Consider the following 18960-nt stretch of genomic DNA (forward strand, 5'->3'; position numbering starts at 1 on the left):
GGCGCCGGGGCGCCCTCCACGCGCCCGCTCGCTACTCACCTGTCTCGTGCCCTGAACGATCCACGGCTGGCGGCTCGTTGGGGGTGATGACGATCGGCGCGTTGGCCTCCGCCCGTGCGCGGTCCGACGCTGTCGCGATCTCCTCGTAGGTCCATTCCCTGTACAGGCGCTCCCCGTGGGCATCGGTGATGTCGATGACCACGCCGGTCCACTCGTCGGCGGGCTGTTCGGGGACGAGTCCCAGTTCGTACGTCGCGTCCTGGAGGAGGGATTCGGTGACGCGTATGCCGGTGAGTCTCTCAGCCAGAGCGAGGACCGCCGCCTTTCCGTCGACGTCCGGGGTGCTCTCGTCGTGCTCTCCCTCGGGAGTCAGGGGGAAACCGACTTCCCGAAGCAGGGGAACCAGTTCATCGGGAGTGCTGCCGTCGCGCGACCAGGGGCCCTCGAACGTCGTGCGCAGCTCGCCGTCCTCGAACCAGTGGAAGAGGTGGATGGGCTTGCCGCCGTTGGTCGAGTGAGCCACGACCCGGCCGCCCTTCGACAGGGTCTGCACACACGCGCCCGCAAGCCCCAGGCCCCCGTCGAAACCGAGGACGAGTGTCCAGTCGCCGTTCTTGCCCGGAACGCTGAAGGCGCCCGCGACGTAGGAATCGTCGCAGTAGTCGTAGTCCACCTCGGCGCGGTGAGCGCCGTCCGCCTCGATCAGCCCGGCCGTTCCCTCCGCGGTGCCACGCGGTTCCGCCCCCATTGCGCTCAGCACCTCGCGCGGGGTCCGCCCCCGTATCAATGTCAGGGTGTACCCGCTCTCCATCGCGTGGCGGAAGAGCGGCGAGGTGCGGATCCAGGCGTACTCGTGCGCGGTCACCAAGTTCATACGACGCAGTGTGCCTGCTGCCACTGACAATGCCCGGTGAGAGCCGGGTCGTAGGGGCGTTTCGTCGGGCAGTTCCAGGAGCGTCCTGCGGGTGATCATGATGTGCTCGGCGGCCGGCCTGGACGAGTCCGTCCAGCAGCACGGTCCGCTGCGCGATCTGCTCAGCGGCCTCCGCTCCCACCGAGATCTGCCGCTCGCGGCCTCCAGACGTGCCGGCAGGTACCGGGGGTCTCCCGTGGGTCGCCGCTCATGCGCCGCGTCAGGACGGGGAAGGCGCCGGTCAGCCGGGGGGCATCACATTGCCTACCGGCAGAGGGACTTAGAGGTCGCTTCTTAAGAGTCCTAGCAAAATGACCGGCTGTTGCCTTGGAATGACAGGCCGTGAGTCGGTGTTGTGCCTGCATCCGATGGATCGGGGTGGGGTGTGGGGCAGCGTCGGCCGCGGGAGGTCGAGGACGGGCTGTGGGAGCGGATCGCTCCGCTGTTGCCGGTGGTCGAGCGTAGGCAGCGGTATCCGGGGCGTAAGCGGCTGGATGGCCGGCGGGTGCTCAACGGGATCCTGTTTGTGCTGTACACGGGTATCCCGTGGGAGTTCCTGCCGCAGGAGCTGGGGTACGGCTCGGGGAGTACGTGCTGGCGCAGGCTGCGGGACTGGCAGGAGGCCGGGGTGTGGCAGGCGTTGCATGAGCTCCTGTTGGCCGAGTTGCGGGCGGCCGGCCTGCTGTACTTCTCCTGGGCTGCGGTCGACGGTTCGCACCTGCGGGCGATGAAGGGCGGCGCGAAGACAGGGGCGTCCCCGGTGGACCGGGGACGGACGGGCAGCAAGCACCACGTGATCGTGGAGGCGCACGGCATCCCGCTCGCCGCCTCGCTGACCGGCGGCAACCGCCACGATGTCACCCAGCTCATGCCCCTGGTGCGTGCCGTGCCTCCGGTCCGGGGTAAGCGCGGGCGTCCCCGGCGGCGCCCCAAGGTGCTGTACGCCGACCGTGGCTACGACTACGACGTCTACCGCCGCGAGCTGCGAGAGGTGGGCATCCGCCCGGTCATCGCTCGCCGTGGGACCGAGCACGGCTCCGGCCTGGGCGTGCACCGCTGGGTCGTCGAAGCCGCCTTCGCGCTCCTGCACTGGTTCCGCCGCCTGCGCACCCGCTGGGAGATCCGCGAAGACCTCCACGAAGCCTTCCTCACTCTCGGCTGCGCCCTCATCGGCTGGCGTCGCCTGAAGACCACCCTTGACTAGGTAGGGCCTGTCTGGCGGGCCTTGCGGCCGGTGGCCCTAGGCCCGTGGCGCTGCCGTAGTCTCCGTGGTCATGTTCGAGTGGTGGCATGTGCTGGCGGATGACGAACGGCAGCAATGGACTCTAGATCCGTTCGTGAGTGTGGGGCTGCTGGCGTTCGGTATGGGTCCCGACGAGACGTCCCAGGTACTGAGTGGTGCCACCAGGGAAGCTCAGCGTCACAGGTTTCGCCGTCGTGCGGGCGAGACCGTCGAGGAGGGCGAGTACCGAGAATTCGGTTTGAAGCTCTACTACCGGGAGGAACGTCTGGCCGGCGTCGTGGTCGATGCGCTGCGAGGACCCCAAGTCTTCGTGGAGGGGGAAGCCCTGGTCGGCCGGGTCCCCTCCGTTCTGGAGCAATGGATGATCGGCCGTGCCGAGGCCCGCGAGCCGCATTCGGAGCTCTCGTATCTGGACGCTGGAGTTCCTGGGTCGGAATCGCTGGGCGTCGTTCTGGATGTGCAGCGCGCAGGCGATCACCTGCTCACGCGACCGGTGTTCGTGCCCCGTGAGGCACTCGACGACCTCCCTCACTTCCTACCCCGAGAAGCGTGGTCGCGTTGCTGAGTGCCCATCGGGCGACGGGGGTGACACCGCGGGCAGTCCGATGGATGGCAGCTGATCACGCCCGTAACCGGATGCGGATCGAAGCTGTCGGCGCAGCGCCATGGAAGGTGTCGGCACGTTTCTCCACATGAACTGACAGCTCGTCACTACAAGGCACAAGCAGTTCATTTTGCCAGGAGTTCTTATGGTGCTCTTGCGGTTAGCGTGCCTGGGGGAACCCTCCATCGGGGTGGACAAGGGACCGGGGGATCGTGGACGAGACGTTTGACGCCGTGGGAGAAGCACTGTGTTGCGCCGCAGCCATTCGCTTGGGCGGAGCCGTGCAGGTGCTGACCGAGCGATCTGGCCTGCTTGATCACTACATCCCGATCATGGCGGGAGTGGAGAGCATCACTGCATTTCTTGACGACCAAGAACTCGACGACGACTCGCTTGGCTCTGCGTTTGCCGAGAGCTGGTCCCTGGGTGCCAGGTACCCGACAGGGCTCGCGGGCCGTGCCTTCGTTAACGACTGGTCGTCTCTGGTGTTCGGCACGGTGGGACTGACCAAGGCAAAGCAGCAGAATTTCGGGGCAGCTCAGGCGCTGGAGTTCGCCTCGCAGGCGGCGGCAGCGTGGCCGTCCGCCATCCGTATCGGCTCCTTCGACAGCCTGGCCCGCTTCGAGCTGGCTTGCCAGCAGGAGGCGGAGGACCGGCTACGGAAGGACGGTCTACCCGCTCTTTGGAAACTGACGGAAGTCCGGTCGAAGCAGTATCGCCAGGCCGCGGAACAGCTCATCGGGTAGTCGACGCCTCAGCCCGTGAGTCTTCGATAGCCGATGAGGATTGCGGCTGTACCGACGAAGGCGAGGAAGTGTTCGGCCTTGCGTTCATACCGGAGGTGGAGCCGACGGCAGCCTGACAGCCAGGACACGGTTCTCTCGACCACCCAACGGTGTCGACCCAGCCGTTGCGAGGACTCGATGCCTTCGCGGGCGATGCGGTGGCGGATTCCTCGCTTGCGGAGCCATCGGCGCAGGTGGTTGTAGTCGCGACGCGCTCCTGCTGCACGGTTACGGGGGCGCCGCAGGCACGGACTGAGCGCATCTCCACCACGTCGCCAGCGGCGAGGTCGGCGGCTGCCTTCGGGGCCGGGAAAGTGGTGGCCTGCGGCGAACGGCTTGCGGGCGTGCACCTCCAGTCGGACCGGGTGCTCGGGGGCGGGACTCACCGGCCCGCTTCCTGAACCGCCGGGGATGCCGCCGAGGATGCGGCGCGCCAGCCCAACTCGGGTGCGATCAGATGCCGTACGTCGTGCAGGATCTGTTCGTACTCCTCTCGTTGGAACTCGTACGGCAGTTCCAGGCGCAGCTCCGAGACCTGTGCGAGGACGGGATCGGCGGCCAGTTGCTCCAGGATCTGCTCCGAAGTGCCGACCACGTCCGGGGCGAACAGGATTCGCCTGGGGCCCGGCGCGACCAGGGTCTGCGGCTTCAGGGTGCGCTCGTACCGGCCGGCGGCGTAGTCCCGGTAGCGGGCCCGGGTGGCCGCGTCGGCGCTGTCGAACGGCACGATCACCCGCCCGAGCGCCACCCGCGCCGCCGGCCGGTCGTCGCCCAGGCTGCGCCGGTACTCGGAGAGCAGGGTCAGCTGGGCGGTGGTGAAGTCGTCTGTGCCCTCGCCGGAGACGATGTTGCCGGAGAGCAGGTTGAGATTGTTCTCGGCGGCCCAGCGGGCCGAGCGGGGGCTGCCTCCGCCGTACCAGATCCGTTCCACCAGGCCGGGGTTGTGCGGCTGGAGCCGTGGCCGCTGGATGTTGCCGGGTGAGTGGATCACGGTGTCCGGGCCGCCGAGGTAGTTGCCGCGCAGGTTGTCGACGAGGCGCGCGATCCTGCCGTACGACAGGTCGAAGCGGCGCCAGTCGCCGTCGTACACCAGGTCGCCGAGCAGGTCGGCGTGCGGCATGCCGGTGCTGAAGCCGACCTGGAGGCGGCCGCGGGACAGGACGTCGGCCAGTGCGAGGTCCTCGGCGAGGCGGAAGGGGCTTTCGTAGCCGATCGGGATGACGGCGGTCCCGAGTTCGATCCGGTCCGTGCGTTGGCCGGCCGCGGCGAGGAAGACCGCGGCGGAGCCGACGCCGTGTTCGAGGTGGCGCTGGCGGATCCAGGCGCCGTCGAAGCCCAACCGCTCCCCGTACTCGAAGAGTTGGAGTGTCTCCTCCAGGCCGGTGTAGGGGTCGTCGTCGGCGAAGTTGCCCGGGGTGAGAAAGGCCAGTGAGGTGATCGTGGGCGTGCTCATGCGAGGCCGCTCCTCAGCTCGTGGTGGTGGCGACGTGGACGCGAGGGATCGCCGGGGAGATGAAACACGGGCGGTGCCGTACTGCGACCCGGCGGCGGGAAGGCCCGTCAGGCCTTGCAGAGACAGCTCGTCGAGCGTTTGTGGTCGATGGGGCGCCGACGCGAGAGCGGGGAGAACACGGTGGCGCCGGCGAACCGGGCGCCGAGGTCACCACCGTGCCGCACAACGGTCCTCCACATGATCTGGTCCCGGTCACGGGGCCACGGGCGCAAAAGGACGCCTTGCCCGGGGAGTCCGGGAAGGCGGCGGAGTCCGGGGCGAGAGTGCGTCCGGCTCAGGAGCCGCCGCGCTCGACGGGGATCTTCTGGCCGGCCTCGATCGCCACCGGCAGCCGGTTCTCGGCCGGGGGCAGCGGGCAGGTTGCCAGGTCCGTGTAGGCGCAGGGCAGGTTCGCGGCGCGGTTGAAGTCCAGGACGACCGTGCCGTCGGCGGCGGGCGCTTCGACGGTCAGGGCCCGGTTGGCGGCGTAAGTGGTGACCCCGGAGGTCGCGTCGGTGAACAGCACCATCAGCCGGCCCGCGCCATGGCCGGGAAACGCGGTCAGCGACAGCGGGCGCCCGTCCAGCGCGAACTCGATCCGACCCGGAGCGTCGTAGACATGCTCAAGGCCCTCGACCGCGGCGCCCACGGTGGTCGGCCGCGGAGTGTCGAAGGGGACGTAGCGGCCCGTGACGGCCCAGCGCGGGTCGGGGGCGTAGGCGGGCGTTCCGGTGAAGGCGGTGCGCAGCGGTGCCTCCGGGTGCCGGGGGCGCACGATGTCCTGGCCGCCGCGCTTGGCGACCTCGATGACGGCGTCTCCCCAGACGGCGTCGACGCCGCCGCGCTCGGGAAGCACGCCGAAGCGGTGCTCGCCGCGCACCGGGGTGCCGTCGACGACCAGTTCCTCGCCCTCGTCGAGGTCCACGACGACGCCTTCGGGACCGGTGCGCCACGCGCCGGGCGCGTCCGGGAAGCGCTGGGGCCGGTCGTCGAGCCAGTGCAGGCCGGTGATCGCCAGGAACCCGTGCGGGGAGGCGAGCCGGGCCTCCTGGGCGCGGTACCACTCCAGCCAGGTCTCGGTGAACGCGTGGAGGTCCGTGGTGGTGGCCTCGGTGGTCATGGTTCTCCTTCGGGGCAGGGGTTCAGGGGGCTGTCGGTCGGGCCGTCGGCTCGACAGGTGTGCTCAGCGGGCCAGTTCGCCGAGGAGTCGCCAGGTGCGTCGGCGGTCGGCTTCTCCCGCGATCTCGGTGACCGAGAACACGACCTCGGTGGCGCCGGCGTCGCGGTAACGGCGTACCTCGGCCTCGACCGTCTTCTCGTCGCCGATCACGGCCAGATCGGCGGCCCGCCGACCGCCCGAGAGTTCGATGACGCGGGCGTAGGACGGGATCTGTTCGTAGAAGGCGAGGTTCTCGGTGGCCTTGGCCCGCACCTCGTCGACGTCGTCCGTGACCACGCCGGGCACCAGGGCCACGATCCTGGGCGCGGGGCGGCCCGCGGCCTCGGCCGCGGCGGTCAGGGCGGGCACGATGTGGTCCGCCAGGGCGCGCGGTCCCGCCAGATAGGGCAGGATCCCGTCGGCCAGTTCACCGCTGGCCCGCAGCGCCTGCGGCCCCATCGCGGCGACGAGCAGGGGCACACCCTTCTCGGCACCCGGTACCCGCGCCGGGATCGGTGTGGTGGCGGTGAGCAGCTCGCCGTGGAAGTCGGCCGTGCCGGTCTCGGTCAACTGCCGCAGGACGGTGAGGAATTCGCGCAACCGGGCGATGGGCCGATCGAAGGGCAGGCCGAAGCCCGTCTCGGTCAGCAGCTTCGTGCCCACGGCCAGACCGAGGTGGTAGCGGCCGTGGGTCGCGGCCTGGGCGGTCTGGGCCTGGCTGGAGACCAGCAGGGGGTGGCGGCCGAAGACGGGGATCGCGGAGGTGCCGACCTGGAGTCCGGGGACCTCCCGTCCGACGATCGCCGCGAGCTGAGGTGAGTCCGCGCCGAAGGTCTGCCCGAACCAGGCCGAGGTGAGACCGAACTCCGCGGCCTCCTGGGCCAGTTGGACGGTCGCGTCGACCTGGTTCGGCGCGTCGGATGCGTTGAGTGCTACTCCAACAGTCATGTCACTTCACAACGGGCGTCGGCCGAATCCGCATTCCGGTCCGGGTGTGACAGCTTCTTGTCAGTCATGTGTACGCAGCCATGTGTACTCGGTCATGTGCACTCAGTCCTGGGTGGAAGGGCCGGCCCGGGGGCTCAGCCCGCCTGTCGTCGGTCAGGTGCGGACCGGTGGGTGAGGGGTGCGCGCAGGCCGAGGTTCTCGCGCAGGGTGGTACCGGCGTACTCCGTGCGGTAGATCCCGCGTTCCTGCAGTTCCGGGACGAGCAGGTCGACGATGTCGTCGAGGCCGTCAGGGATGAGATACGGCGTGACGTTGAAGCCGTCGACCGCGCCGTGCCGTACGAAGTGGGCGAACTTGTCGGCCAGACCGGACGGAGTGCCGACGTGCCCGCGCTGCGGGCCGAGTGCGATGACGGTCTCGCGCAGCGACCAGCCGTGTGCCTCTGCCTTCGCCCGCCATTCGGCCACGACGGCGCGCGGGTCGGCGACGCGCCGGGCACCGAAGGAGCCGTCGTTCTCCGTGACGACCGGGTCCTCCTTGGGCAGGGGCCCATCGGCGTCGCGGTCGGAGAGGTCGATGCCCCACAGCAGCCCGGCGATCCCCAAGGCCGTGGCCGGGGTGACCTGTTGGAGCCGGATCCAGTGCTTCTTCTCCTGGGCCTCCTCCTCGGTGGCGCCGAGGATGATCTCGGTGCCGGGCAGGATCCGCAGATCGTCGTCGGGCCGCCCGACCGCCCGAAGCCGGAGCTGGATGTCGTCCGCGAAGGCCAGTGCGTCGTCGAAGTCGTTGCCATGTGCGGAGAAGATGACGTCGGCGTTGCGGGCGGCGAAGTCGCGTCCCTCGCCGGAGTCACCGGCCTGGAAGATCACCGGGTGACCCTGGGCGCTGCGCGGCAGCGTCGGGACGAGGTCGACGTCGAACTGCGGCCCCTTGTGGCGCACTTGGTGTACGGCGCCGGGCGCCGACCAGGCTGGCGCGCCGACGGAGTCTGCGACTGCCCCGTCCTCCCAGCCGTCCCACAGGGCGCGGGCCACGGTGAGGAACTCCTCGGCACGCCGGTAGCGGTCGGCGTGGTCGAGGTAGCCGCCGCGGCGGAAGTTCGCTCCGGTCCAGGCGTTGTCCGTGGTCACCACGTTCCATCCGGCGCGGCCCTCGGAGAGCAGGTCCAGGCCGGACAGGCGCCGGGCCAGGTCGGCGGGTTCGTTGAAGGTGGAGTTGGAGGTGGAGACCAGGCCGATGCGGCGGGTGACCGCGGCCAGCGCCGCGAGCTGCGTGATGGCGTCCGGCCGTCCGGCCACGTCGAGATCGTGGATCCTGCCGTCGACCTCGCGCAGCCGCAGCCCCTCGCCGAGGAAGAACGCGTCGAACAGGCCGCGCTCGGCGGTCTGGGCGACCTGGCGGAAGGAGGCCGGGTCGATCTGGGAGCCGCTGTCGGGGGCCGACCAGATGGTCCAGTGGTTCACGCCCTGGAAGAACACCCCGAAGTGGAGCCGGGCGTCCGGCCGGGGGACGTCGAGGGGATCGGTACGGGTCATCGGACGTCTTCCTGGCCGGCCGGGGCAGCGGCGGCGAAGCGATTGGCGGGGCGCTCCAGACCCAGGGTCGAGCGCAGGGACGTACCGGGCAGCGGGCGGGCGACGAGACGCCGCTCGGACAAGGCCGGAAGGACCAGACGGGAGAGAACGGCGAGGTCCTCGTCCAGCACCAGCGGATGCAGCCGTACGCCGTCGACGTGACGGCTCAACTCGTCGAGTAGAGCGACCAGTTGGTCTGCGGAGCCGATGTGCCGGAGTCTTCCCCGGTCCCGCCATCGTGCGTGCCGTTCCAGGTCGGCGACGCGTTCGACGGCCGTGGCCTCGGGGGTGTCCAGCGCCACCTCGACCTCGGCGAAGACACGCGGTGCACCGGCGTCGGCGGCGACCGTGGCGACCGACGCGGGGTCGCGACCCTCGACGAGAGCGACGTCGAGCTGTGCGGCCGGTACCCGGTGGGGCGGGCCCAGGACGACCAGCTGCCCCTGCGGTGGGCGCGGCACGATCGCCGGGCCCTTCACGGCATACGTGTCACCGGTGAAGTCGATGTAGTGGAGTCGTTCCCGGTCGAGGTAGCGACTGGTGGCCAGGGACCGGATGACCGCGTCGTCCTCCCACGAGTCCCACAGGGCGCGGACCACCTCCACCCCGTCCCGGGACTCCCGGGCCCGCGCGTCGGCGTCGGCGACAAGGGGGCGCCCCCAGGCGCGGGCCGCCTCGGGACGCTCCTCCTCCGTGACCACCCACCCGGCACGACCGGCGGAGATGTGGTCCAGGGACGCCAACTGACTGGAGACATGGAAGGGTTCGGCATACGTGACCGGGACGACAGGCGCGATCCCGATGGTGCTCGTGGACGCCGCGACGAAGGCCGCCCGCTCGACCGCGCCGATACGGCCCACCGGGTCCGGTGCGGCGCCGGGTGGCAGCACGCCGTCGTCCAGGGTGATGAGGGTGAAGCCGGCGTTCTCGGCGATGGGGGCGACCCGGGCCACACGGCGCGGGGCCAGCAGCTGGTCGGGGGAGTGGGCGGCGCGGCGCCAGGCCGCGGGGTGGGCTCCGTCGCCGTCGATCTCGACGGCGAGGTGCAGGGCGGGGCCGGACATGGGGTTCCTTCCGGGAAAACACGGCGACGCGCGGCCACAGGGCCACGACGAGACAGCCGGCGGGACTGGCCGGCAGGGGTCAGGCGTGTACGGAAGGACAGACGGCGGAGGAGGTGCGGCAGTAGTCGACGTGCCGCCGGGTGATCAGCCGCGCACCAGTGCAGGCACCATGCGGTGCCGCGCCCAGTACGCGCATCAGAGCCTCCACCTGTCAGCGACTTTCCCGTTCAACGTATGTCGTCCGCCCCTGTGACTGTCAAGGTCGACCATGGGCGCACGGGCGCACGGGCGCATGGGCGTCTCATCCGCTGCGACGCATGGTGGACGCATCTTTCCCGGTGTGCCTTGGTCCGGCCCTGGAGACCACTGGGACTGCGCATACACGGTGCTGCTCGCCCCGTTCCGGGTGAGCCGCCGGGCGGACCGGTTCGACCAGGTGTGTTGCTGATCGCCCGCGCTCACCGGGCCGGGTGGCCACCGCCCGCCGGGCCTGCTGTCCGAGGGGATGGAGCCGGGAGGAGACCGCATACGGAGCTCAGGTCCGTCCCGACTGCCGTGCGAGGCGGGTGCGCAGGTCGGTCAGGCGGTCGATCTCGGCGTCGATGGCCGCCAGCCGGCGCGTGACCACACCGGAGCCGCGGGCGTCGGCGTCGGTGTCGGGGGCGTTGCCGGCACAGCGCCGTCGTGGATCCTCGACCAGGAGCTGGATGCGGTCGGCGATGGCGCGCAGGTCCTCGATGGTCAGACCGAGGGCGAGCAGTTCACGGATGACGCGGACGCGGGCCACGTCGCCCGGCCCGTACCGGCGCTGGCCCGTGGCCGTGCGCGGCGGCGGGGTCAGCAGGCCGCGCTCCTCGTAGAACCGCAGGGCCCGCGGGGTGGTTCCGGCTGCCGCCGCCGCATCTCCGATCCGCATCCCGACCTCGCCTCGCTCCGTGCCCGCACGCTCGGCCCTGACGCACGGCGGCGGTGCTTCAGTGTGACGGCAGCTCCACGACGACGGTGCCGAAGTGCCGTCCCTCGAACAGTTCCTGCAACGCTAGAGGGGCCCGTTCGATGCCCGGGATCCGTACATGCGGAAAGGAGAGCGCACCGGAACGCAGCCAGTCACCGAACCGTTCGACCCATTCCTCCGCCACCCCGGGATGGTCTGTGCCGCTGTAGCCGCGCAGCGTGATCCCCTGGGTGATGACGCGGAAGGTGTCGATCTCCACCGGCGCGCTGTCACCGTCCAGGTGCGGTGACAGCTGGCCGGCCAGTGCGCCGACGAGGGCGAAGCGGGCCCCACGGCGGGCCACCGTGAGCGCGGCGGTCAGTTGCTCGCCGCCCACGTTGTCCACCACGAGGTCGATGCCGTCGGGTGCCGCCGCCCTCAACTGCTCGATGAGCGCGGGGAATCCGTCTCCGGACACGACCACCGCGTCGTAGCCCAGCTCGGTGCGCAGCCGGTCGGCCTTGGCCGGGGAACGGGTAGTGCCGATGACCTTTCCGGCGCCCAGCAGCCTGGCGACCGGACCGGCCAGGGTACCCACAGCGCCGGCCGCCCCGGTGACGAGGACCGTGTCGCCGGGACGGATGTCGGCAAGCCGGGTGAGGGCACCGTAGGCGGCCACACCGGACGACAGGTGGGCGACCGGGTCCGGCAGGACAGCACCGACCGGTGTGCAGTCGGCCGCGGCCACCAGCGCGTGCTCGCGCCACCCGAGCAGGTGCGTGACGGCGTCCCCCGGTTTCAGTGGGCTGCCCGCGCCCGCGGCGACGACCTCGCCGACGGTGGGGCCGAAGAGCACGTCACCCGCGCTGATCGGGGGAAGCGGTACGGCCCCCGGCTCCGCTCCGATCAGGGTGCGCAGCCCGGGGAAGACGAGGAAGTACCGTCCCCGGACGAGGACTTGCCCCGGACCGGGCGCGGGCAGCGGCCGTGCGACGACGGCGAAGTGCTCAGGGCCGGGCAGCCCCTCGGGGACGGTGACGAGGCGGACCTCACGGGTGGTGTCGGGCAGGAAAGCGGCCATGGACGACTCCTGATCGGGGGAAGCGGGCCGGGCGCGGACGACCGGCCGGTGCGGGCGCGCAGACGCTAGCCCTTGACGCGCACGTCAGGGGCAAGTGCGGCGGCCTGTGCGATCTCCACGACCAGGCGGCGGAGTTCTCCGTGTCCGCAATGCAAGACCTGTCCGGAAAGTTATTGACCGACGTGGCGGACCTCTGCTGAACTCCCGTCTTATGAACCCGCGCGTGGACCTCACTCGGCGGCGCCACATCGACCTGGCGCACGTCTCCAGCGCGTTTTGTTGTCGCTGACGCGGCAAGGGATCGTCGTATCCACCTCCTGAGGGCTCCCCTCTCCTCTCATTTCCTTCTCGTATGAGCCGGGAGCCTGTTCGCGTACGCCGACGCGGTCGCTGAGAACGCGGCTGCAGCGGTCCTGCGACCACGCGTCCTCTCTCCGGCCGTCCGAGTCCGGTGTTCCGCGTGGTCGACCAGTCCTGCGCAGCATCACCCCCCTGCACTCGACTCCCCGTTCCCCAGCACCCCTTGGCGTGCCCATCTGCCCGGGAGGGACCCCCTCATGACTTTGTCCATCCGAAAGCTCACCGGACGCATCGGCGCGGTCGTCGAGGGCGTCGACCTCGCGGCGCCGCCCGCTTACTCGACGGTCACGGCGCTGCGTGACGCCCTCAACGAGCACAAGGCGATCGTCTTCGCCGACGTCGACCTCGACAACGCCGGTCAGGAGCGTGTGGCCGGGTGGTTCGGCGACCTCACCACCGCCCACCCGAACGTGCCGGCCGCCGACGGCACGACGAATGTCCTCGCCGTCGACAGCGCGACGTCCAAGGCCAACGAGTGGCACACGGACGTCACCTTCGTGGTCAACCCGCCACAGCTCACCACGCTCCGGTCCATCGTGACCACGCCCTACGGCGGCCAGACGCTCATCGCCAACGCCGCCGCGGCCTACCGGGACCTGCCCGAGGCGCTGCGCTCCCTCGCGGACACGCTGCGGGTCGTGCACACCAACCAGTACGACTACGCGCGCTCCGCAGCCACGACGGCACAGCGACAGGAGTACGACCGGGCCTTCGTCGCGACGCCCTACGAGGCCGAGCACCCGGTCGTGCGCGTCCATCCGCTCACCGGCGAACGCGGGCTGTTCATCGGCGGGTTCGCCAAGCGGATCGTCGGGCTGTCGAGCAGCGACTCGGCCGATCTGCTGCGCATCCTCCAGTCGTACGTGACCCGTCCGGAGAACATCCTGAGCTGGACCTGGTCCCCGAACCAGCTGCTGATCTTCGACAACCGGATCACCCAGCACTACGCGGTGGACAACTACGACGACCACCCGCGCCGCCTCAACCGGGTGACGATCGCGGGAGAGGTACCGACCGGTGTCGACGGCCGCCGCAGCGAGCAGCTCGTCGGCGACGCCTCGCACTACAGCAGCGTGCTGGCGGTGGCGGCGTGACCGAGCTCAGCATCAAGGCGCCGGCCGTCACCAAGGCCCCGGGTGCCGAGACGGCGAGCGTGCGGGAACGCGAGGTGTTCCTGCCGCGTGACGCCCGCGGCCGGACGCCGCTCAGCACACTCCGCGAGCGCCTGCGCTGGCCGCTGGGCATCTACACGACCCCGGTCGTGATCCTCCTCGCCTGGGAATTCCTCGCCCGGGCCGGAGCGGTGTCGAAGACCTACGCCCCCGCGCCGACGTCGATCGTGAAATCCGCCGCCGATCTGTGGCAACAGGGCGTCCTCGGGCCGGACTTGGCCATCTCGCTGCAGCGGGCCGGGATCGGTCTCGCGATCGGTCTGACCGTGGGCATCGTCACCGGGGTACTCGGCGGGCTGCTGCGCAGCGGCGAGTACCTGTTCAACGGCCTCGTGCAGGTGCTCAACACCATCCCCCTGCTCGCGGTGCTGCCGCTGATGATCGTGTGGTTCGGCATCGACGAACTCACGAAGGTGCTGCTGATCTCCTTCGGTGCCGGTGTCCCGATGTATCTCAACCTGTTCGCCGCGATCCGGGGCGTCGACCAGCGGCTGATCGAGATGGCGCGCACCACGGGCGCGGGAACGTGGCGCCTGGTGACGCGCGTGCTGGTGCCCGGAGCCCTGCCGGGGTTCCTCGTCGGCCTCCGGTTCTCCCTCGCCTACAGCGTCCTGGGCCTGGTCGCCGCCGAAACGGTCAACGCGGACAAGGGACTTGGCTTCCTCATCACGCAGGGGCAGACGTATCTCCAGACCAACCAGGTCTTCGTGGGGCTGGTGATCTACTCGCTCCTCGGTCTGATCGCCGACCAGTTCGTCCGGGCTCTCGAGCGGGTGCTGCTGCGGTGGCGACCCAGTTATGAGGCGTCATGAGCAGCACGATCACGACCGAGCCCCGTCGGCAGACCGGGGTCGTCGTCGAGCAGGTGGTCCGTCAGTTCGGTGACCGGGTCGTGCTCGACCACCTCGACCTCACCATCGCCGACGAGGAGTTGGTGATCCTGCTCGGCCCCTCCGGCTGCGGCAAGAGCACCCTGCTGCGTCTGCTCGCCGGACTGGACCGGCCCGACGGCGGGCGCGTGGAGGTCCCGGCACGGCGTGCGATCGTCTTCCAGGCCGACCGGCTGCTGCCATGGCAGCGGGTGCTGCGCAACGTCACCCTCGGCCTGCACGGTGCCGACGCGGAGCAGCGGGCCCGCGACGTGCTCGCCGAAGTCGGCCTCGCGGGCCGCGAGAAGGCATGGCCCAAGGAGCTCTCCGGCGGCGAGGCCCAGCGGGTGTCACTTGCCCGCGCGCTGGTCTCCGAGCCCGAACTCGTCCTGCTCGACGAGCCGTTCGCCGCCCTCGACGCGATCACCCGGCTGCGCATGCACGACCTCGTACGCGCACTGCGCAGCAAGCACCACGCGGCCATGCTGCTCGTCACCCACGACGTCGACGAGGCGGTCGCCCTGGCGGACCGCATCGTCGTCATGAGCAACGGCCGCATCGGCAGCTCGCACACGGTCAGCCTCTCCGCCGCGGACCGTGAGGCGAGCGTCGCACGCGAGGAACTCCGTGCCCGACTCCTGGCTGACCTCGGCCTCGCCGGCCACCACTGACCTCGCCGGCCACCACTGACCTCCCCGGCCACCACTGACCTCCCCGAACACCTTCACCCTGCACAGAAAGCACCGTCACCATGCGAAGAACAACGACCGGACTCATCGGCGCCGTCGGCTCGCTCGCCCTCGCGAGCACCCTCGTCGCCTGCGGATCCTCCTCGGACACCGCCGCGCCGCTGAGCAACGCCGCGGACGCGAGCGACGCGGGGCACCCCGAGTGGAGCAAGTACACCTTCACCATCGGCGACAACGGCGGTGACGGCAGCCAGGAACTGGCGAAGATCACCGGCGTGTTCGACAACGCGCCCTACAAGGTGAAGTTCGCCCGCTTCACCTACGGCCCGCCGCTCGTGCAGGCCGCCGCGTCGGGCGACATCGACCTCGGCAGCGTCGGCGACGTACCGCCGATCACCGGTGCCGCGAAGGAGTACGGCTTCAAGGTCGTCGCCGTCAACCGCTCGCTCACGCCCGACCAGGCCGTGGAGAACATCATCGTGCCCAAGGGCTCGAAGCTGAGGACGGCCGCCGACCTCAAGGGCAAGAAGATCGCGGTCCCGCAGGGCAGCTCGGCACACGGTCTGGCCCTGAACGCGCTCAAGAGCGTCGGCCTGGGCCCCAAGGACGCGAAGCTGGTCTTCCTCGACCCGGCGGCCAGCGCGACGGCGTTCAACACCGGCAAGGTGGACGCCTGGTCGATCTGGAACCCGCAGTCGGCGATCGCGGTCAAGAACGGCGCCCGGATCCTGGTGAAGGGCCTCCCGCCGGTCGACCAGACCAGCAGCTACTACGTGGCGACCGACAAGTCGCTGAGTGACAAGACCAAGCGTGCCGCGCTCACGGACGTCCTGAAGCGGCTGTCGCAAGAGTTCGCCTGGGGAGTCAAGAACCCCGACAAGTACGCGCAGGCGCTCTCGAAGGAGCAGGGCATCCCGCTCGCCGACGCCAAGGCGTCCCTGGCCGCCTACTCGAACCGGGTGACCCCGGTGGAGCAGTCGGACATCGAACTGGAGCAGAAGCTCGCCGACGTCTTCCTGGAGGCCGGGCAGATCACCAAGAAGGTCGACGTCAAGTCGATCGTCGACACCCTCCTCCCGCCCGGTTACGACAGCTCGAAGCTGAAGGTCACCTCATGAGCGGGAGACGGCGGCTGCACCTCAACGCCTTCCTCATGGAAGCGGGTCACCACGAGGCGGCGTGGCGGCTCCCGCACAGCAATCCCCGGGCGGACTTCGACCTGCGGCACTGGATCGAACTGGCCCAGCTGGCGGAGAGCGCCAAGTTCGACTCGCTGTTCCTCGCGGACGGCCCGGCCCTCATCGGCACCGGCGAGTTCCGTCCCCCGGGCCAGCTCGAACCGCTGACCCTGCTGACCGCGCTGTCCCAGGCGACCAGCAGGATCGGCCTCATCGCGACCGTCTCGTCGACGTACAACGAGCCGTACAACCTGGCCCGCCGACTCGCCTCGGTCGACCACGTCAGCGGCGGCCGGGCCGGCTGGAACATCGTCACCTCGGCCGGGGCCGACGAGGCCGCCAACTTCGGCCTCGACAACCGACCCGACCACGCCGAACGCTACGCCCGGGCCGACGAGTTCCTGAAGGTCGCCAAGGCGCTGTGGGACAGCTGGGAATCCGAGGCCGTCGTCGCGGACAAGGCCACCGGACGCTACGCCGACCCCGCGCGGCTGCACAGACTCGGCCATGAGGGCGCGCACTTCAAGGTGGCCGGCCCCCTCAACGTCGAGCGCCCGCCGCAGGGTTACCCGCTCCTCGTCCAGGCCGGCTCCTCCGAGGACGGCAAGGACTTCGCGGCCCGCCACGCCGAGGCGATCTTCACCGCCCACACGACATACGAGCGCGCGGCCGGTTTCTACGCCGACATCAAGGCACGGACCAGGGCCGCGGGACGCGACCCGGACGGCGTCATCGTCCTGCCGGGCATCGTCCCGTACATCGGCTCGACCGAGGAAGAGGCCCAGGCGCTCGCGCGGCAGTTCGACGAGCTGCGCGTCCCGGAGTACGGGCTGCGCCAGCTGGCCGCGGTGTTCGAGACCGAGCCGTCGGTCTTCGAACTCGACCAGCCGCTACCGGAGTTCATCCTGGCCAGGCCGAAGCTGGAGGGCTCGCAGAGCCGTTCCGACCTGATCATCGATCTCGCGGTGCGCGAGCGGCTGACGGTCCGGCAGGTCATCTCGCGGCTCGGGGGCGGCCGCGGTCACTTCGAGTTCATCGGCACCCCCGAGCAGGTGGCGGACACGATCATCGCCTGGTTCGAGGGCGGTGCCGCGGACGGCTTCAACATCATGGCCCCCGCGCTGCCGTCGGGCCTGGCGGCCTTCGTCGAACACGTACTGCCGATCCTGCGCGGCAAAGGGCTGTTCCGCGAGGAGTACGAAGGCACGACACTCCGCGAGCACTACGGGCTCCCGGTGCCCGCGAACCAGTTCCATGGCTGACCCGCTTTCCGAGCCCGGCCCGCTTCATGTGGCCGGTCCACTGGCGACTCCCGCCGCTGCCACGTCCCGAAGCGGCTGGAGTCCGCCCGCGCTGCGGGTCGAGGGCCTGCGCAAGACATACGAGGACGGCTTCACCGCGGTGGCCGGGCTCGACCTGGAGATACCCGATGGCGCGTTCTTCGGGCTGCTCGGCCCGAACGGCGCAGGGAAGAGCACGCTCATCGGCTCGGTCTGCAACACCGTGCGCCCCAGCGCCGGCACCCTCTCCGTCTTCGGGCACGACCACCGCAGCCGTCAGGCCCGCAGACTGCTGGGTCTTGCCGCGCAGGAGATCAACGTCGACCGGTTCCTGTCCATCCGGCAGATCCTGGTCTACCACGCGGGATACCACGGCATCGGCAGGAAGGCGGCCGCCCGGCGCGCGGACGAACTGCTCGCCCTGTTCCGCCTGGACGACAAGGCCGACGTGCGCGCCTACGAACTCTCGGGCGGTATGCAACGGCGCCTCGTCCTCGCGCGGGCGCTCATGCACCGTCCCCGCCTGCTCATCCTCGACGAGCCGACGGCCGGCGTCGACGTCGAACTGCGCTCGGAGATCTGGCGCGTCGTCAAGGGCCTCAACGCGGCCGGCACCACGGTCCTGCTGACGACGCACTACCTGGAGGAGGCGGAGACCCTGTGCGACGAGATCGCGCTGCTGCGAGCGGGCCGGATCGTCGACCGCGGCTCCGCCGCCTCGCTCCGGGAGCGGCACGCGGCCCGGGACATCGCGGAGGTCTACGAACGGGTGATCACGGCGAAGGAGTTGGCCTCGTGAGCGGCACCGGGACACCGGTCCTCCCGGCGTACGACGAGTCCTTCCGGGCGGAGCGCTCACCGTTCCTGTGGTTCCTGGAGCGCGAGGTCCTGCGCTTCCTCACGATCTGGCGCTACAGCATCGTCGGCCCGGTGCTGTCGACCGTGCTGTTCGTCGTGGTCTTCGGATCCGCTCTCGGTTCGCACGTCGACACGATCGACGGCGTCGGCTACGGCAGCTTCATCGTGCCCGGCCTCTTCGCCCAGGCGATCGTCAACGTCGGCTTCTTCAACGGGACGACCAGCCTGTTCGAGGCCCGCAGGGACCAGTACATCAACGACGTGTTCGCGAGCCCGCTCAGATGGTGGGAGATCAACGCGGCACTGGTGGGCGCCGGTGTCGCCCGAGGCGTCGTCGTGGGTGCGGGTGTCCTGGCGGTGGCCCTGCCTCTCACCCACGGCAGTGCCCCCGCCCGCCCCGTGGTCCTGCTGTTCGGCACGCTAGGGGTGCTCCTGGTCGCCGCGCAGGTCGGTGTGATCGCGGGCGGCCACGCCAGGTCCCTCGACCACGTCTACTCCATGGAGTCGATCATCCTGCTGCCGCTGGGCTTCCTCGGCGGCGTCTTCTACTCGATCCGCCAACTACCGCCGTTCTGGAACTACATGAGCCACCTCGACCCCGTCTTCTGGTTGGTCCAGGTCGAACGGATCGGGTTCCTCGGCCAAGGCGACGTCAGCGCCGGCTGGGCCCTCGCCGTGGTCTGGGCTCTGGCGGCGACGATGACCGCCTGGTCGGCAACGATGTTCGCCACCGGCCGCCTCAAGCCCTGAACCCCGC

The 18960-nt window shown here is 70.2% G+C and carries 18 protein-coding genes and 1 pseudogene; 10 read left to right on the forward strand and 9 right to left on the reverse strand.

What is annotated here, in order from left to right:
* Positions 1–31: 31 nt before the first annotated feature.
* A complete protein-coding gene (locus tag ACZ48Z_RS26620; RefSeq protein WP_468738401.1) occupies positions 32–874 on the reverse strand; it encodes a DUF6461 domain-containing protein in 843 nt (280 codons plus the stop codon).
* Between the two features lie 424 nt (positions 875–1298).
* Here ACZ48Z_RS26620 and ACZ48Z_RS26625 point away from each other — a divergent pair, with 424 nt between their 5' ends.
* The 3 genes from ACZ48Z_RS26625 (at position 1299) to ACZ48Z_RS26635 (ending at position 3506) form a co-directional block, all read left to right on the forward strand.
* Positions 1299–2117: an IS5 family transposase gene (locus tag ACZ48Z_RS26625; RefSeq protein ID WP_468738402.1), complete on the forward strand. Its 819-nt coding sequence runs from the start codon at positions 1299–1301 to the stop codon at positions 2115–2117.
* 64 nt (positions 2118–2181) lie between these two features.
* A complete protein-coding gene (locus ACZ48Z_RS26630) occupies positions 2182–2721 on the forward strand; it encodes a hypothetical protein (RefSeq protein ID WP_468738403.1) in 540 nt (179 codons plus the stop codon).
* Between the two features lie 251 nt (positions 2722–2972).
* Complete coding sequence (locus ACZ48Z_RS26635; RefSeq protein ID WP_468738404.1) at positions 2973–3506, forward strand: hypothetical protein; 534 nt, start codon at positions 2973–2975, stop codon at positions 3504–3506.
* An 8-nt stretch (positions 3507–3514) separates the two neighbouring features.
* Here the strand turns inward: ACZ48Z_RS26635 and ACZ48Z_RS26640 are convergent.
* From ACZ48Z_RS26640 to ACZ48Z_RS26675, 8 genes and pseudogenes are all read right to left on the reverse strand, one after another.
* Positions 3515–3832 (reverse strand): annotated as a pseudogene (locus ACZ48Z_RS26640) (transposase); the annotation flags it as partial.
* A gap of 95 nt (positions 3833–3927) precedes the next feature.
* Positions 3928–4998 (reverse strand): LLM class flavin-dependent oxidoreductase, encoded by a 1071-nt coding sequence (locus tag ACZ48Z_RS26645; protein WP_468738405.1) that lies wholly within the window; start codon positions 4996–4998, stop codon positions 3928–3930.
* A gap of 334 nt (positions 4999–5332) precedes the next feature.
* Complete coding sequence (locus ACZ48Z_RS26650) at positions 5333–6157, reverse strand: DUF1684 domain-containing protein (RefSeq protein WP_468738406.1); 825 nt, start codon at positions 6155–6157, stop codon at positions 5333–5335.
* A 63-nt stretch (positions 6158–6220) separates the two neighbouring features.
* Positions 6221–7144 carry an LLM class F420-dependent oxidoreductase gene (locus ACZ48Z_RS26655; RefSeq protein WP_468738407.1) on the reverse strand — a complete coding sequence of 308 codons (924 nt, stop codon included), beginning with the start codon at positions 7142–7144 and terminating at the stop codon, positions 6221–6223.
* Between the two features lie 134 nt (positions 7145–7278).
* Entirely contained in the window at positions 7279–8679 is a 1401-nt protein-coding gene (locus tag ACZ48Z_RS26660) for an NtaA/DmoA family FMN-dependent monooxygenase (protein ID WP_468738408.1), read from the reverse strand.
* Positions 8676–9782, reverse strand: a complete 1107-nt coding sequence (locus ACZ48Z_RS26665; RefSeq protein ID WP_468738409.1) for an LLM class flavin-dependent oxidoreductase — start codon at positions 9780–9782, stop codon at positions 8676–8678. The genes ACZ48Z_RS26660 and ACZ48Z_RS26665 overlap by 4 nt, the downstream gene beginning before the upstream one ends.
* 535 nt (positions 9783–10317) lie before the next feature.
* Positions 10318–10698 carry a MerR family transcriptional regulator gene (locus ACZ48Z_RS26670; protein WP_468738410.1) on the reverse strand — a complete coding sequence of 127 codons (381 nt, stop codon included), beginning with the start codon at positions 10696–10698 and terminating at the stop codon, positions 10318–10320.
* Positions 10699–10756: 58 nt separating this feature from the next.
* On the reverse strand, positions 10757–11797 hold the full coding sequence (locus tag ACZ48Z_RS26675; protein WP_468738411.1) for an MDR family NADP-dependent oxidoreductase: 1041 nt from the start codon (positions 11795–11797) through the stop codon (positions 10757–10759).
* 557 nt (positions 11798–12354) lie between these two features.
* Here ACZ48Z_RS26675 and ACZ48Z_RS26680 point away from each other — a divergent pair.
* The 7 genes from ACZ48Z_RS26680 to ACZ48Z_RS26710 all read left to right on the forward strand — a co-directional run bounded on the left by ACZ48Z_RS26680 (position 12355) and on the right by ACZ48Z_RS26710 (position 18953).
* Positions 12355–13251 carry a TauD/TfdA dioxygenase family protein gene (locus ACZ48Z_RS26680; protein WP_468738412.1) on the forward strand — a complete coding sequence of 299 codons (897 nt, stop codon included), beginning with the start codon at positions 12355–12357 and terminating at the stop codon, positions 13249–13251.
* Complete coding sequence (locus ACZ48Z_RS26685; RefSeq protein ID WP_468738413.1) at positions 13248–14141, forward strand: ABC transporter permease; 894 nt, start codon at positions 13248–13250, stop codon at positions 14139–14141. The genes ACZ48Z_RS26680 and ACZ48Z_RS26685 overlap by 4 nt, the downstream gene beginning before the upstream one ends.
* A complete protein-coding gene (locus ACZ48Z_RS26690) occupies positions 14138–14869 on the forward strand; it encodes an ABC transporter ATP-binding protein (protein WP_468738414.1) in 732 nt (243 codons plus the stop codon). The genes ACZ48Z_RS26685 and ACZ48Z_RS26690 overlap by 4 nt, the downstream gene beginning before the upstream one ends.
* Positions 14870–14949: 80 nt before the next feature.
* Positions 14950–16005 (forward strand): aliphatic sulfonate ABC transporter substrate-binding protein, encoded by a 1056-nt coding sequence (locus ACZ48Z_RS26695; RefSeq protein WP_468738415.1) that lies wholly within the window; start codon positions 14950–14952, stop codon positions 16003–16005.
* Positions 16002–17327 (forward strand): LLM class flavin-dependent oxidoreductase, encoded by a 1326-nt coding sequence (locus ACZ48Z_RS26700; protein ID WP_468738416.1) that lies wholly within the window; start codon positions 16002–16004, stop codon positions 17325–17327. The genes ACZ48Z_RS26695 and ACZ48Z_RS26700 overlap by 4 nt, the downstream gene beginning before the upstream one ends.
* On the forward strand, positions 17320–18144 hold the full coding sequence (locus tag ACZ48Z_RS26705) for an ABC transporter ATP-binding protein (RefSeq protein WP_468738417.1): 825 nt from the start codon (positions 17320–17322) through the stop codon (positions 18142–18144). The genes ACZ48Z_RS26700 and ACZ48Z_RS26705 overlap by 8 nt, the downstream gene beginning before the upstream one ends.
* On the forward strand, positions 18141–18953 hold the full coding sequence (locus ACZ48Z_RS26710; protein ID WP_468738418.1) for an ABC transporter permease: 813 nt from the start codon (positions 18141–18143) through the stop codon (positions 18951–18953). The genes ACZ48Z_RS26705 and ACZ48Z_RS26710 overlap by 4 nt, the downstream gene beginning before the upstream one ends.
* Positions 18954–18960 lie beyond the last annotated feature (7 nt).

This window comes from Streptomyces sp. NPDC031225, assembly GCF_055570355.1.

Bases quoted from the DNA above. Each gene is read 5' to 3' on its own strand.
- ACZ48Z_RS26620 (WP_468738401.1), bottom strand. From the start codon at position 874: ATGAACTTGGTGACCGCGCACGAGTACGCCTGGATCCGCACCTCGCCG.
- ACZ48Z_RS26645 (WP_468738405.1), bottom strand. From the start codon at position 4,998: ATGAGCACGCCCACGATCACCTCACTGGCCTTTCTCACCCCGGGCAAC.
- ACZ48Z_RS26650 (WP_468738406.1), bottom strand. From the start codon at position 6,157: ATGACCACCGAGGCCACCACCACGGACCTCCACGCGTTCACCGAGACC.
- ACZ48Z_RS26655 (WP_468738407.1), bottom strand. From the start codon at position 7,144: ATGACTGTTGGAGTAGCACTCAACGCATCCGACGCGCCGAACCAGGTC.
- ACZ48Z_RS26660 (WP_468738408.1), bottom strand. From the start codon at position 8,679: ATGACCCGTACCGATCCCCTCGACGTCCCCCGGCCGGACGCCCGGCTC.
- ACZ48Z_RS26665 (WP_468738409.1), bottom strand. From the start codon at position 9,782: ATGTCCGGCCCCGCCCTGCACCTCGCCGTCGAGATCGACGGCGACGGA.
- ACZ48Z_RS26670 (WP_468738410.1), bottom strand. From the start codon at position 10,698: ATGCGGATCGGAGATGCGGCGGCGGCAGCCGGAACCACCCCGCGGGCC.
- ACZ48Z_RS26675 (WP_468738411.1), bottom strand. From the start codon at position 11,797: ATGGCCGCTTTCCTGCCCGACACCACCCGTGAGGTCCGCCTCGTCACC.
- ACZ48Z_RS26680 (WP_468738412.1), top strand. From the start codon at position 12,355: ATGACTTTGTCCATCCGAAAGCTCACCGGACGCATCGGCGCGGTCGTC.
- ACZ48Z_RS26690 (WP_468738414.1), top strand. From the start codon at position 14,138: ATGAGCAGCACGATCACGACCGAGCCCCGTCGGCAGACCGGGGTCGTC.
- ACZ48Z_RS26695 (WP_468738415.1), top strand. From the start codon at position 14,950: ATGCGAAGAACAACGACCGGACTCATCGGCGCCGTCGGCTCGCTCGCC.
- ACZ48Z_RS26700 (WP_468738416.1), top strand. From the start codon at position 16,002: ATGAGCGGGAGACGGCGGCTGCACCTCAACGCCTTCCTCATGGAAGCG.
- ACZ48Z_RS26705 (WP_468738417.1), top strand. From the start codon at position 17,320: ATGGCTGACCCGCTTTCCGAGCCCGGCCCGCTTCATGTGGCCGGTCCA.